We start from the raw sequence: 14,583 nt of genomic DNA, 5'->3' as shown, positions 1-14,583 counted from the left end.
GTTTTTTACCCTCAATGAAGCCACTCAAAAACCAAAAATCACAAATCTATGCTTGAAATCAAGTCGCTAAGCAAAAGTTTTTATTCCGGATCAGGGAAGAAACGAGTCATTTTAGATGAACTAAATCTGACGGTAAACGATGGTGAGAGTGTTGCCATTGTCGGGCCTTCCGGTTCCGGAAAAACCACTTTGCTCAATATGGTGGGGGCACTCGACCACCCTGATGCAGGAGAGGTGCTTCTGGATGGTGAGTCTGTATTCAGCAAAAATGAAAAGCAGCTGGCTGAGTTTCGGAACCAATCCATTGGCTTTGTTTTTCAGCTGCATCACTTGCTGCCTCAGCTCAATTTGGTTGAAAATATTTTGCTTCCCGTCATTGCCCGGCAAAAGAAAGTGGATGATCCGAGTCGCCAACGCGCCGAAACATTGACGCAAAAACTGGGAATTCGTGAATTGCAAAATCAAAAGCCCGGAGAGCTATCTGGCGGAGAGTGCCAACGGACGGCTGTTGCCCGCGCGTTGATTAATCAACCTAAAATTGTGCTGGCCGATGAACCTACCGGCGCATTGGATCAGCATTCGTCAGATCAGCTGGCTGATTTGCTTCTGCAGCTCAATAAAGAAGAAAAAACCAGCTTGATTGTTGTGACACACTCCATGAGTTTGGCTTCAAAAATGGATAAGATTTACCAACTTGAAAACGGGAAACTACAACTGGTTCAATCATGAATGGATTTCGTTACGCCCTTAAATCGTTGCTTCACTTTTGGAAATTAAACTTGACCATTGTATTCGGGGTGGCACTCAGTACGGCTATTTTGTTGGGTGCTTTCATCATTGGCGATTCCGTGTCCTACAGCCTGCAGCTAATTACCTTGCAGCGCTTGGGGCAAACCAATTGGGTAGTAACTGGTGGTGAGCGCCTTTTTCAGGCGGAGTTGGCAAAGGCTGTTTCTTCCGAAGAAATAGAAACCACTTCGCTGCTGTTTACCAACGGTATGGGCGTGCTGAACGGCGGACAAGCACGGGCAAATCAGCTGCAGGTTTGGGGCATATCGGCAGATTTTAATGCCTTTGCCGGAACCGATAGCTTGTATGCTTTGGCTACAAATGAAGCGGTTATAAACGAAACGCTGGCAAAGGTATTAGGGGTAAAAGTGGGAGAGGAGCTGCTGCTGCGTGTTAATAAGCTAAGTACTTTTCCGGCCAATACGCCTTTTGTTTCAGCCGAAGAAAATACAATTTCGTTTCGGGTAAAAGTAAAAGCGATCGCGAGTCAGGTACAAACGGGCAATTTCAACCTACAGAATATTCAATCGGCCCCTAAAAATATTTTTCTTTCCCGCGATTTTCTCAATCACGAAATGGATTTGGACGATAAAGCGAATGTGCTGCTAGTTAGTGGTTCCGGATTGAATGAAGCAGGCTTGTACGAACGCATTGCCACAAACTGGACCCTAAAGGATTTGAACCTTTCGATCCGGGAGAATGAAGCGCTCAATTATACGGAATTGATTTCGGACCGGGTGTTTATAGAGCCTTCCGTTGCAGAACGCTTACTTCAGCAACCGGAAACCTATCCGGTGTTTGCTTATTTTGTCAACCAGCTGACCAATCGTAACCAAAGTACGCCTTACTCTTTTGTGGCTGGACTACCTCTTGAGCAATTGGAACTAGGCGATCAGGAAATCATGTTCAACCGTTGGTTGGCGGCTGATTTGCAGGCCAAGTCCGGAGATTCGATCATGATGAGCTACTTTGAAGTGGGCCCTTTGCGTCAGTTGGAAGAAAAGTCTGCCTGGTTTCGTGTGTCGAAAATTGTGGACATGGAAGGGGCGTGGGCTGATCTTATGCTAATGCCGGATATCCCAGGTTTGTCGGATGCCGGGCACTGCAGCGATTGGGAAACCGGAGTGCCGGTTGATTTGTCGGAAATACGGCCAAAGGATGAGGATTACTGGAACAAATATAAAGGAACACCCAAAGCCTTTGTCAACTTAAAAACAGCTCAGAAGCTTTGGGGAAATCGATTTGGGAGGTCAACAGCTGTTCGGTTAAATGGTTTGCATGCTGAAGATTTTACCCGGCGTGTTTTGACTGAGATACAACCACAGGATGTCGGTTTTCAGGTGAAAGATGCCAGATCTTCGGGCTTGAAGGCTGCCAACCAAGGAACTGACTTTGGTGGACTTTTTATCGGTCTGAGTTTTTTTGTGCTTTTTGCGGCACTCTTGCTGGCCTACCTTATGTTTCAACTGTATCTGAAATTTCGACGGGCAGAAATTGGCACCCTGCATGCCTTGGGTTTTTCATCCGCTACAATCCGGCGGTTGTTTTTTGCCGAATCAGTGTTACTGGTTTTGCTGGGTATCTTTCTGGGTTTGCCCTTCGGATTGGGCTACAACAGCCTGATTATGGACGCAATCAATAGCATTTGGCGCGATATTGTACGCACATCAATTCTTGATATTCACATCACCCCAATGGCCATTATTCAGGCTGTTTTGATTGTTGCGCTTATTTGTCTGGTGACGGTTTGGTTTATGCTGAAAAAATATGCCAATCAACCAATTGTTGCCATGCAACAAAGACAAACGAAAAAAGCAAAGACAGGAAAAACATCCTTATGGCTGGGAACAGGCTTGGTGCTTGGTTCGTTTTTATTGATGCTGTGGCAAGGAGTTGGTGAGGAGTTAAATGCAGAGATCTTCTTCACCAGTGGCTTTGGGCTAATGCCGGGCTTAATCTTATTGGTAAATTACTTCTTCATCTGGAAAGCGAAAAAGCCAGCCAGGCAACTTTCAGTTAAATACTATTCCTTCAAGCTGATGCTGGATGATCGGCGCAGGAGTATGCTCATCATTGGTTTTTTATCGGTGGGTGTATTTTTGGTTCTTTCTACAGGTCTGAATCGGAAGGATTTAACGCGAAACGCCGATCAGCCCTCTTCGGGAACCGGCGGATATTCCTATTTTGCTCAGACAAGCTTTCCGGTTCTTTTTGATCTGAATTCGCCGGAAGGCCGTTTCGAATTAGGGCTGGAAGATTCTTCGGCCAAGTTTGTGCAAATGCAGGCCCTAGCGGGTGATGATGCCAGTTGTTTAAACCTGAATCGCGTGCAACGTCCGCGTGTTTTGGGTTTCGATGTTGCCCGGTTTGATCAGCGACAGGCGTTTACTTTTGTGGCACTATCGGAAGAGCTGAATGCGGCACATCCCTGGCTAAGCCTGGAAGAACCATTACCCAACGGACAAATTCCGGCAGTTGCAGACCAAACGGTCATCAAATGGGGGCTGGGCAAATCGGTTGGCGATACACTGGTTTACCAGAATGAAGCCGGAGAGCCCATTGTATTGAAATTGGTTGGCGGGTTGGCAAACTCTGTTTTCCAAGGGAATATCCTAATCGCTGATCGTTTGTTTTATACACACTTTCCATCGGTGAGTGGCTCGCAGGTATTTTTAATCGATGCCTCAAGTGACGAAGAGGATCGTTTACGCACGGCTTTTCGAAATTATGGTTTGGAAATTACACCTGCCAAAGAGCGTTTGCTGCTCTTTTATCAAATTGAAAACACCTACCTGAATATCTTTTTGATGTTGGGTGCCCTGGGCTTGTTAATCGGAACGATTGGCTTGGGCATCATCATTTTCCGGAGTATTTATGAAAGTCGCCCGCAGTTGGCTTTGCTGGAAGCTACCGGTTTTCGCAAACGAACCATTCGAAGGATGCTTTTGCGTGGCAATCTGCTTATTGTTTTATTGTCACTGACTTTGGGTTTAATTCCGGCCTTGCTTTCAGCCTTGCCCAGTTTGCTTTCATCGCTTTACTACGGTTTAATTTATTGGAGCCTAATGCTGTTTGTGATCGTTTTGGCAAGTGCCTGGCTTTGGGTGTTTATTGGTAACCGATTGGCCATGCGAGGCCGTCTGTATGAAACACTTCGGAATGATTAATGCATAAATGAAGGGAGCCATTCAAACTGAAAGGCTCCCTTCATTTTTTGCTGAAAATTTTACCGGCGCATCATCATATGCATGATTCCTCCGCCATTGCTGACTTGTGTGAAACCCATTTGCTGCAACATGCGCTGTCCGTAGCCTGAGCGTGCTCCCGAGGCGCAGTAGAGTGTAATTTCCCGCGATTTACTGCCCAGTTCATGCACGCGTGAAGCCAATTCATCCAGCGGAATGTTGATGGCATCAGGATAAGCCCCTCCATGAAACTCTTCCGGAGTACGGACATCAACTACCAGCGGTTCGTTGGATGTACTATGGGATTCTGATTTTGAATGCTGCCTGGCCATCATCGCGGTCAATCCGCCGCCGTTGCTGACATTGGTGTACCCAATTTGCATGAGCATGCGCTGTGCATAGGCCGAACGGGCTCCTGTGGCACAATAAACCACAATTTCGCGCGAAGCATTGCTGCCCAGTTCTTCAAAGCGATACATCAACTCATCCATCGGAATATTGATGGCATCAGGATAGGCTCCGGCCTGAAATTCTTCGGGAGTGCGGACATCAACCACAAGCGGTGAGTGGTCATCTTTAACCTGCGCTGGTTGCTGTTCCGATTTTTCCGTAGTTTCCTCTTCCAGTGATTTGTTCTCTACAGGAAGTAAATTGATGGCAATGGAACTAAAGCCGATGGTTCGGGCTTGCCGCTGCAAGGAAATATGCCCTCCGGATAAGTTTGTCACCGAATGAAAGCCGGCACCTACCAATGTTCGTAGCGCCTGATGGCCTTTCTTCCCGGTTTCATCATAAACCAAAATGGGCCGGTTGGCAGGAATAGTGTCAAGCTGTTGGGGTAACAGCTCCAATGGAATGTGCATGGCTCCTTCAATATGGCTTTTTTCAAAAGCGAAGATATCACGTACATCAATGATGACCGGATTGCTGTTGGCCAGAAATTCATCCAATTCCGAAGCCGTAACAGATGGACTGAAGCCTGATTGCCGGTTTTCAGCGGTGTAGGCAGCCATGTTGATGGCATCGTTAGCCGTTCCAATTGGAGGAGAGTAAGCAAAGTCGATATCAGCCAGGTCGCTGATTGTTAGCCCGGCAGCTGTGGCAGTGGCAATAACATCCAGACGTTTGTCTGCTCCTTTATAGCCAGCAGTCTGTCCTCCCAGAACAAGCCCGGTGTTTCGGTCATATACCAGCAAGCTAGTAACAGTTTCTGCTCCCGGATAATAGGACGTATGATGTTCTTTATGAACAACCACAGCATCAGCATCAATGCCGGCAGCACGTGCCTGCTTGAGGGATAAACCGGTAATTCCGGCTACTGCTTCAAAAACCCGCACCACAGAAGTGCCAATCGCTCCTTTGTAATTGTGCTGTCCTCCAAGGGCATTTTCTGCAGCAATGCGTCCTTGCCGGTTGGCTGGGCCAGCTAAAGGTATTCGTACTTTCTGTCCGCTTACACGGTGCTCAATTTCAACCATGTCGCCGGCAGCATAAATGTCAGGATCAGAAGTTTGCAATTGCGCATTGACCAATAAGCCTCCGGCTTCGCCCAGTTGCAGACCCGCATCTTTTGCCAGTTGCAGGGTAGGGCGCACGCCAATAGACAACAAAACCATGTCGGCTTCAAGTGTTTGCTCATTGTTCAGCTTTACCGAATTGGTATGAATCTCCGTTACGCAGGCACCAGTGTGAATGCCGACTCCGTATGCTAAGAGTTCGTTTTCAATAAATCCGGCAGTTTCTGCTTCCATGAGCCCCATTACATGCGGCATCATTTCGACAACATTTACATGTAAGCCTCGCTTGACAAGTGCTTCCACCATCTCTAGCCCAATGAACCCTCCGCCAACAACAACGGCACTCTTCGGATTTTTCTTTTCCAGATGGTCCGAAATTTTATCCATGTCATCGAGTGTCCATAAGGTAAAAACATGATCCCGGTCCGCGCCCGGAAGTGTCGGGTTAATGGGTTTTCCCCCCTGGGCCAGAATCAGCTTGGTGTATTCAAAATGCTGTTCCTCTCCGGTAAGGCTGTTGGTGGTTTTTACCTGATGTCCCAGCCGGTCAATGGCGACTACCCGGGTGTTGGTATAAACATCCACATCGTACTGTTCCTTGAAGCTTTCCGGACTCTGTAGAATTAGTTTCGAGCGGCTTTTGATGTCTCCTCCGATGTAGTAAGGCAAGCCGCAGTTCGCAAACGAAATATCTGGTCCTGCTTCAAGCATAATAATTTTTGCTGTTGGAGAGATTCGTCGTGCTTTAGCTGCTGCTGTTGCACCGGCCGCAACTCCTCCTATAATGACAATTTTTTCCATAATCTATTGCGTAATTTGTATTCTTAATCCAATGTTGAAAGCTGCTGACTAGCTAACTTTTGCCATTTGTTTGATGATAAAATCCTTGTTTTTTATACCGACAAACCGGTTGATTTCCTTCCCGTCTCTGAAAAGAATGAGGGTAGGGATGCTTCGCACTTTAAACTTTTGAGCGAGGCTTTGGTACTGTTCAATGTCTACTTTCCCGACAAGTGAATTGCCGTTTAGTTCATCGGATACTTCATTTAGAATAGGAGCCATCATGCGGCAGGGGCCGCACCAGCTGGCCCAAAAATCAACCAGAACCAATTTGTTTTTCGTTTTCTGCTGAAAGTTCTTGTCCGTCAGTGTCAGTATCTTTGGATGATCTTCAACAAGGGGAGTGTTTTTCATTTTGCTTTGTGCAATTTTTGTCAGGATGAAAAAGGCAACGAAAACGAGTACGAGAATAAGAAGAATTATTTTGAGCATTTCAATTTGTTTTAAAATGATGATGGCAAAAGTATTTTGAATCCTGCGATTTCGGAAGGATTTCCTTTGTTGGCTTTCCAACTTTCGAATTGAAATGGCTCAACTTTTTTCTTGATTTATTCCTAACTTCACGAATTCAAAACAACGACTGATTCATGAAAACGATTTTGGAGACCGATGAGAATTTTATTTGCGATATCAATGCGCCCTGTTTTCAAGTGCTTGAGCCCAATGAAATAGAGTTGGTAAGAGCCAGCAAAACACAGGTTCACTTTCGAAAAGGCGATAACCTGACCAAGCAGGGGGCTTTTGCCTCTTACGTGTTGTTCATTGCCGATGGTCTGGCTCGTCAGTACCTGGAAGGCGAAAACAACAAGGTATACAACCTGAAAATCATTCAAAAAGGTGAATTTGTCGGCCTTTCTTCTGCTTTTGTGAAAAATACCTTTGATTACTCCACGGTTGCTCTGACCGATTGTATGGCTTTCCTGGTCGAAAAACAGGCTATTGCCAAAGTTGTCAGTCAAAATGGTCTTTTTGCTTCCAGCTTTATCCAGCGGTTTTGCGAACAAGCTTCCGGTATGTATGCAACCATCCGGAATGTGCTTTACAAACAAATGAATGGTCGCTTAGCCGAAGCCCTGTTGTACCTGAATGGTTTTAAGGCTCAGAATCCTGAAATCTTTCAATTGCTTTCGCGAAAGGATTTGGCCGACTTTGCCGGCATTTCAACAGAAAGCGCTGTTAAACTACTAAAAAGCTACGAAAAGGATGGATTGATTGATTTACGGGACAAAGACATCATTTTATTGAAAAGTGACACCCTTGAAGAGCTTAGTTTACGGGGATAAGCGACTGATTTTCTGAAAGGCCTAAAAACAACAATGGGAACCACTCGGTATGAATAGCTCCCATTCACTACTTGACGATCGAAATCGTCGTTCATGTCAGGCTACTGTTATTTTGACTGGCTGATCCATGAATCCAGGATTCGGGTTTCAGCCCTTGGCGTTCCGGCAATACTTGTTACAGCAGGCCTTCCGGCTGTCCGCTCGACCAAGCCGAAGCTTGTCTTACCGGACGAAGTTTTTGATGGCTCCTGAGAAATGCTGGTCTTACGATCATCAATTTGCTCATTTGGCAGTGGTTTTGGAACCGAAGTCCCACCATTGCCTGCTTTCTTCGGGGAACGAATTCCTTTTCGAAAACAGCCTTCAAACCTAAAACGACTTGGGAATGCCGAAGCAATCGTTTTTCGTTTTAATCAAGCATGTAAAGAACGGATCTTTGGTTGCTTAAACTTCGGCTCTCTGGATGCGCAAACCCGAAGGTTTGGATGATTTGACGCTGACTCAACTAAGAGCTTTTGTCGCCTCCACATCTTCGGAGCAGTCTTTTATCGCTCACCTGATACTATCAAATGTACAGCGAAAATCAAATATAAGTCAATAGTTCTGAGTGTTTTAAATTAACTATGTATTAACCGATGATATTAACAATTGTTGGTAAGTCTCAGATAGCCTGACAGATGCGGCTTTTATGGTGTTTTCCTGTTGGTTTTCAGTGTGGTTATCAACAATTTGCGGGGGAGGGTTATCAGTATTGACAGTCTGAGAGAGTAATTTTAGCTGCAAATTTGGGATGTTTTTCAGTCTTTTAGCATCGCAAAACTTAAACAAGAACACCTAAAAATGATTGAATCGAACTTTTATTGTGAGGATTTGGGTAGATTCATATTGGCTTTTTAGTTTGATCCTTTGCGGATTGTATGCATATATTTATTGGGATAAACATTACCTACTATTGCATCTTTGGTGTGGGTTAATCGCGAAATTTTAGGAGTAATTGAGTAATTTGCATAGCTATAATAGTTAGAAATTTGGCGTTTAAGGATTGGTGGTTAGAAAAAAAACTATTAGACCTGAAAAGGGCAGAAGCTAATCATTAAATCAATGAACAGATGAAAAGAAGGAAATTGGAAAAAGAACTACTGGATGCGATGAGTCGGGATCTCAACAACTGGAAAGGTCCTTTTTACGTTAACCGCAAAGATCCACGACTGATTGTTCCCAAATACAGCCGTTGGATGGGGTGGACCTTCAACTTTGGCAACCCGTACGCCTGGCCGGCACTAATCGCCTTAATTGTCATTATCATTTTGCTCGGAACTTATACTGGTTAGGCTTACGCCCCTTCAGGGCTATAGGTCTGGCTGATGCTCCGGCAACAGGGCGTTGCCCTGTCCTGTTTGCGAATGCACCTTCGGTGCGGGAGGAAAAGGGATTTATCTAAATATTGTATAATTTTAAAAAGTCCAACGGGTTGATCGCGTTGACCTAGGAGATTGACCAATGAATATGGAGTTCCCATTAGGCTCACGCCCTTTCAAGGCTACTGGTTTGGAGAATACTCTGACAACAGGGCGATGCCCTGTCCTGATGCGGATGCATCTTTGGCGCGGAAAAAAGAATGAAATAACCTTGTGAAAACAAATTATCTTAAAAGCCCAACGGGCTTATAGCATCAGCCTAGGGCATCCGCCCTATGAATACAGGTTACACTATGAAATAACGCCCTGAAAGGGCAAAAGCGATTGTCTCACCAAAACGAGTAAACTATGCCACAATCATTATCCAAAGTGTATCTACACATCACCTTTAGCACCAAACAACGCGAGAAGCTAATTGATAAAGACATCCCAGACAAGAGAGCGTTGCCCTGTCCTGTTTGCGAATGCACCTTTGGCGCGGGAAAAAGAACGAAATAACCTTGTGAAAACAAGTTGTCTTAAAAGCCCAACGGGCTTATAGCATGAGCATAGGGCACCGCCCTATGAACACAGGTTACACAATGAAATAACGCCCTGAAAGGGCAACAGCGATTGTCTCACCAAAACGAGTAAACTATGCCACAATCATTATCCAAAGTATATCTACACATCACCTTCAGCACCAAACAACGCGCGAAGTTAATTGATAAAGACATTCAAACTAAACTCTTTGAATACCTTGGCGGTATTTGTAAAGGATTGGCATGTAACCCTGTTCGTGTAGGAGGAACGAATGATCATGTCCATATTCTATGTACTTTATCTCGAAAAATTTCTCAAGCCGAGTTAATTGAAGCTCTGAAAAAGAACTCCTCGAAATGGATGAAAACACAAGGACAGCGATACGAAAACTTTTATTGGCAGAATGGTTACGGTGCTTTTTCTGTTAATCCCACAGAAGTTGATGTTGTTACAAACTACATCAATTTCCAAGAAGAGCATCACCGCACAAAGACATTTCAAGAAGAGTTTCAGGCATTCTTAAAAAAGTACCAGGTTGAATATGATGAGCGTTATGTGTGGGATTAGTTAGGCTCAGGCCCTTTCAGGGCTGTAGGATTGGCTGATGATCCGGCAACAGGGCGTTGCCCTGTCCTGTTTGCGAATGCACCTTTGGTGCGAGATGAAGGAGGAGCAATTGAATGAATGTAATCTTAAAAGCCCAACGGGCTGATAGCATGAACATATGGGCATCGCCTCGTGAGTAGAAATTAAACCAAGTCCTTCCTTCGTTGTTATTGAGTGTTTATCGTTTAAAAACTGCTATTTTTGGCAAAAAATAAGAACTATGCTGATTATTGACTCGCCATCGAACAACGCTTATTTCAATATTGCTACCGAAGAATACCTGCTGAACAAGTACCCTAAGGAGGAGCTGTTTTTGCTTTATATCAATGCGCCATCCATTATTGTAGGAAGGTTTCAGAATACCTTGGCGGAGATCAATCTCGACTATGTCACCGAAAACCAGATTAAGGTAGTTCGGCGGCTTACGGGTGGAGGAGCGGTTTACCATGATTTGGGAAACCTGAATTTTTCGTTCCATACGCCACTGGGTGACGAGGATTTTTCGGATTTCTCGAAGTTCACACAGCCCGTGGTTGACATGCTGAATGGATTGGATGTACCTGCTAAGTTGGAAGGCCGCAACGACTTACTGGTGGATGGTAAGAAGTTTAGCGGAAATGCTAAGTTGGCCCGTAATGGCAAGATGATTCAGCATGGTACCATCCTTTTGAACTCGGAAATGCAGGTTTTGAGCGAAGCCCTGAGAATTAACCCGCTCAAGTTTAAGGACAAAGCCGTGAAGTCGGCCCGTGCTCGTGTAACTAATTTGATTGACTATTTCCCGGGAGGAATAACGATCGATAAGTTCAAACAATTGCTGATCGATCAAATCATTCGCGAAAATGCGGAACCTAGCCACATTCATGAACTTAATCCTCAGGAGGTAGCAGAAATAGAGCAGCTGGCTCAAGAAAAATACAGCACCTGGGATTGGAACTTTGGAGGTTCGCCTGCTTATAATTTCAAGAAAGCAATTAAGGTTCCTGCCGGATTTATTGAGTTGCACCTCGATGTCAAGAAGGGGGTGATTCAACAAGCTCGGATCTTCGGAGATTTTTTTGCTTCACAGCCCATTGAGGAGCTGGAAGAACTGCTGGCCGGACAACTACACGAAACAGAACATATCCGGCGCGTGCTGTCATCGGTTAACTTAACGGACTATTTTGGGAAAGTTAGCCTGGATGAACTCATTGACTTGTTTCAGTAAAACTTTCCAGGCAATACTTAGGGAGAAATGGTGCTGATTTAAGCAGCGCTTTTTGCTGTCAGCTAAACAACACTATTTTATCGTTTTTTAACTAGAAGAAACATCATAGAAGAAGGTGTAAGGCTTGCTATTCGCCTTATTCAATAAACTTTTGATACCTTTGCTTTTCATCGTTTCGATGATTACTACTGCAAAAAATGACATAATAAATTACCAATTACTATGAATACAAAAAGACTTGTTATTGTAGGCTGTGGAAAGCTGGCCGAGATTGTTGCAGATGCTCTAATCAATGGGATTTTGCCCGATTACCAGCTTGTAGGAGTGCTGTCTCGCACGAAAGAGAAGGCCGAAGCCATTGCCAATAAAATAGTGAAAGCTGATTCTGATTATACTTGTCAAGTTTGTTCTTCGCTGGATGAACTGTTGGCACTGAAGCCCGATTACCTGGTAGAATCAGCATCGCCAGCAGCCTTGAGAGAGTTGGCTTTACCAGCTTTAAAGAACGGAACATCGTTGGTGGTTTTGTCCATTGGTGCTTTAGCCGATCGTGTGTTTTATCAGGATGTGGAGCAAACGGCACGGGAAAACAGCCAACGTGTGCATATCGTATCAGGAGCAACCGGTGGCTTTGATGTGTTGCGTACCGCTTCGCTGATGGGCAAAACAACGGTATCATTTGACACGGAAAAGGGGCCAAACTCACTGCAGGGAACTTCGGTGTATGACGAAGCTTTGCAAACTGAAAAGCGAAAAGTGTTTGAAGGAAATGCCCAGGAGGCCATTGCACTTTTCCCAACCAAGGTGAATGTTGCGGTAGCTGCTTCGCTGGCTTCGGTGGGGCCCGAAGACATTCTAGTGTCGGTAACATCAACCCCAGACTTTGTTGGCGACGATCACCGCATTGAAGTCCGGAATGAACAGGTTCATGCGGTGATCGATGTATATAGTCAAACAGCCCAAATTGCAGGCTGGTCGGTGGTTAATACGCTACGCAATATCAGTTCGCCGATCGTATTCTGATAAGTTGGCCAATACTTTTTCGCTCAGGCGCACAAAGGCTTGGCGGGTGCGGCCAGTTGACACCTGCATGCAATGCACATTCGGATGAATAAGGAACTTTTCATCTCCCAAAGCTCCAAGGGTATCGCAATAGCAACGATTGTCGGCATCAATCCAGCGGGCAAAAGGAGCTTCATCCCAGGCAGGGGAAAGTCCGGTGTTGAATAGAATCTTCCGGTTTCCCAGTTGGGTAAACTCATTTTCGTGAAGCAGAATGGTATTTTTGTTTAAACAGCAAAATACCACTTCGCTTTGCGAGAGTAATTCATTCAAAGGGAGGAATTGATATCCTTTCTTTTCAGCTTCTTCTTTTTTGCTTCGGGCAAAGTAGGTGATGTCTGCACCAAAGAAATGAAGTGCATCGGCAATCATACCTCCCGATTTTCCTAAACCCACAATTCCAACTTTAAGGCCGGTAATTTCCCGAGCCATGCCATCCCAAGGTTTTGCCTGGCTTCCATCGGGATTGGTGCCAAAACCATGTAGGCAGCGCACAAGCTCACTCACCACATATTCTACCACGCCTTCGTCGCCATAATCGCGAATGCCGGTAACGGTGATCCCTTTTTCGTTGGCGTATTTAATATCGACATTGGCACTCTCCGGTGAATAAAGCGAGCAGCACATACCAATGTATTTTACTTCGGAGCATTGCTCCAGTACTGTCCGATTAATGGATGACGTATAGCTCAGCAACACTGCGTCAGCATCAGCTATTCTTCGGATAATTTCATCGTCACCCGAAGGGATATCCTGGTGCATGACCACTTCTTTTGCATACTGATTTAACGCTTTCTCTGCCGATGGAATTAAACTAACTGGTTCAATTGCCACAAGTTTCTTAAACATGATACTAGTTCTATTTTGTTCTTCATACTTAGTTTCTGATACTGATTCATTAGACATTTTAAGCTTATTCCATATGCACTCAAACACCTCATCAAAAGAGAATGCGTAGTACAAAAACAGGGATGACTTGCTTAAACTGGCTATGGTGGCAGTATCAGAATTTGTTGCAAATAGCAACAGTGGCTAAAAATAGCCAAAGCAAAGTGCTTAATCAAACAATTCTCCATTTTCTACCTGGATGCTTCTTATGAGTGGGGCCTCAATGAGTTTTTGAAGGATATGGATGAAAAGGTTAAGCTACAAGGATTTTACCTGACTGCCGGTATCAAATTTTAACCAATACAACACCTCCGCACAGGGTTATTTGATTAAATAACTCCGAATTTAAAACCGGCTGAAGGCTAGCCTTCAATCAGTTTTGCTTTATAGAGCAGCAGCATGCTTTAAAGACGAGGGCTAAATCAAAATAGACTTACTTCTATAATCAATTCAAGTGAGGGAGTTTATTGCGCTTTGCTATAACATGTTATTTGATATTGTCTGGAGTGTATTTGTGTTGCTTATACTAAGCTTCGATGGTAATCACTTCCCAGTTTTTCTCAATTCGCTCTAACAGGTCGTCAAATTTATCGTGTCCCTTGTTTGCAAATAATAAACACTGAATTTTTGCAGAACCATCAGTAATGCGATATACAACAGGATGGACGCGGTTTGGGAAAATGGTTTCGGCATCGTCAACCACCAATAGTTTCAGGTTGGAGCAGGGAATTCCGGTATTACTCAGCAGTTCGTTAATCCGACGGGGAGTTCCAATTAAAATATCAAGCCCTTCATAAATCGTGTCTTTTTGGTACAGCAGGTTGCCCTGCTCAAAGACGGTAAAAGTACGCAGGTTGGTATGCTTTCCCAGAACCTGAATTTGCTCCTCCAGCTCAAAGGCTTTTTCTTTGGTTTCAACCATGATAATTGCTCGTGGAGCTTCTCCAATAGCTTCCTTTAGCTGTTGAATGACGCCAATCGCAATCATTGTTGTCTTTCCAGCTCCTTCAGGCGCAAATACAAGCAGATCTGCTCCCGACTTGATTTTGGGCATACAACTCGTTTGGATTTGCTTGGGTTCTTTATCCAAGCCTTGATCAATAAGGCCTGCTACTAATTCTGGGTATAGTTTTTTTAATTTCATGTTCTCTTTCTTATGTTGCGGTTAACAGCTCCTGTTTGCTCAGCATACTGTGTTTGCAACCCGTTATCCGGATGATATTCGAGCGCAAAGCTAGTAAATTCCAGCAAGAGGAATAGCACAAA

At 44.6% G+C, this 14,583-nt stretch carries 11 protein-coding genes; 7 read left to right on the top strand and 4 right to left on the bottom strand.

Going from position 1 to position 14,583, the window contains the following annotated elements:
• Nucleotides 1-48 precede the first annotated feature (48 nt).
• Both Q1A18_RS04910 and Q1A18_RS04905 read left to right on the top strand, forming a co-directional pair.
• On the top strand, nt 49-729 hold the full coding sequence (locus tag Q1A18_RS04910; protein ID WP_299577810.1) for an ABC transporter ATP-binding protein: 681 nt from the start codon (nt 49-51) through the stop codon (nt 727-729).
• Nucleotides 726-3,956, top strand: coding sequence for an ABC transporter permease (locus Q1A18_RS04905; protein WP_299577809.1), 3,231 nt, complete (start codon nt 726-728; stop codon nt 3,954-3,956). Before Q1A18_RS04910 ends, Q1A18_RS04905 begins: the two co-directional genes overlap by 4 nt.
• Before the next feature lie 59 nt (nt 3,957-4,015).
• On the opposite strand, the gene Q1A18_RS04900 is transcribed toward Q1A18_RS04905, so the two are convergent.
• The gene (locus Q1A18_RS04900; RefSeq protein ID WP_299577808.1) at nt 4,016-6,292 is read right to left on the bottom strand and encodes an FAD-dependent oxidoreductase; all 2,277 of its coding nucleotides are present in this window, start codon (nt 6,290-6,292) and stop codon (nt 4,016-4,018) included.
• 48 nt (nt 6,293-6,340) lie between these two features.
• Nucleotides 6,341-6,685 (bottom strand): thioredoxin, encoded by a 345-nt coding sequence (gene trxA / locus Q1A18_RS04895; RefSeq protein ID WP_299577807.1) that lies wholly within the window; start codon nt 6,683-6,685, stop codon nt 6,341-6,343.
• 233 nt (nt 6,686-6,918) lie between these two features.
• Between trxA and Q1A18_RS04890 the strand changes: the two genes are divergently transcribed.
• The 5 genes from Q1A18_RS04890 (at nt 6,919) to Q1A18_RS04870 (ending at nt 12,390) form a co-directional block, all read left to right on the top strand.
• Nucleotides 6,919-7,614, top strand: a complete 696-nt coding sequence (locus Q1A18_RS04890) for a Crp/Fnr family transcriptional regulator (protein WP_299577806.1) — start codon at nt 6,919-6,921, stop codon at nt 7,612-7,614.
• Nucleotides 7,615-8,723: 1,109 nt separating this feature from the next.
• Nucleotides 8,724-8,945, top strand: a complete 222-nt coding sequence (locus tag Q1A18_RS04885) for a DUF5808 domain-containing protein (protein WP_212733469.1) — start codon at nt 8,724-8,726, stop codon at nt 8,943-8,945.
• 723 nt (nt 8,946-9,668) lie between these two features.
• On the top strand, nt 9,669-10,121 hold the full coding sequence (tnpA, locus tag Q1A18_RS04880) for an IS200/IS605 family transposase (RefSeq protein WP_299577805.1): 453 nt from the start codon (nt 9,669-9,671) through the stop codon (nt 10,119-10,121).
• 259 nt (nt 10,122-10,380) lie between these two features.
• Complete coding sequence (locus tag Q1A18_RS04875; RefSeq protein WP_133465452.1) at nt 10,381-11,367, top strand: lipoate--protein ligase; 987 nt, start codon at nt 10,381-10,383, stop codon at nt 11,365-11,367.
• Between the two features lie 222 nt (nt 11,368-11,589).
• Entirely contained in the window at nt 11,590-12,390 is an 801-nt protein-coding gene (locus Q1A18_RS04870; protein ID WP_299577804.1) for an aspartate dehydrogenase domain-containing protein, read from the top strand.
• Here the strand turns inward: Q1A18_RS04870 and Q1A18_RS04865 are convergent.
• Nucleotides 12,358-13,278 (bottom strand): NAD(P)-dependent oxidoreductase, encoded by a 921-nt coding sequence (locus Q1A18_RS04865; RefSeq protein WP_299577803.1) that lies wholly within the window; start codon nt 13,276-13,278, stop codon nt 12,358-12,360. The two genes, Q1A18_RS04870 and Q1A18_RS04865, sit on opposite strands and share 33 nt — an antisense overlap.
• A gap of 565 nt (nt 13,279-13,843) precedes the next feature.
• Nucleotides 13,844-14,461, bottom strand: a complete 618-nt coding sequence (locus Q1A18_RS04860) for a DEAD/DEAH box helicase (RefSeq protein ID WP_299577802.1) — start codon at nt 14,459-14,461, stop codon at nt 13,844-13,846.
• Nucleotides 14,462-14,583 lie beyond the last annotated feature (122 nt).

Origin of the sequence: uncultured Sunxiuqinia sp. (assembly GCF_947495665.1) — a bacterium.
In the GTDB taxonomy this organism is placed as follows: Bacteria; Bacteroidota; Bacteroidia; order Bacteroidales; family Prolixibacteraceae; genus Sunxiuqinia; species Sunxiuqinia rutila.
The sequence above is the reverse complement of the archived record's forward strand: the minus strand, read 5'-3'. Positions and strand labels throughout refer to the sequence as shown.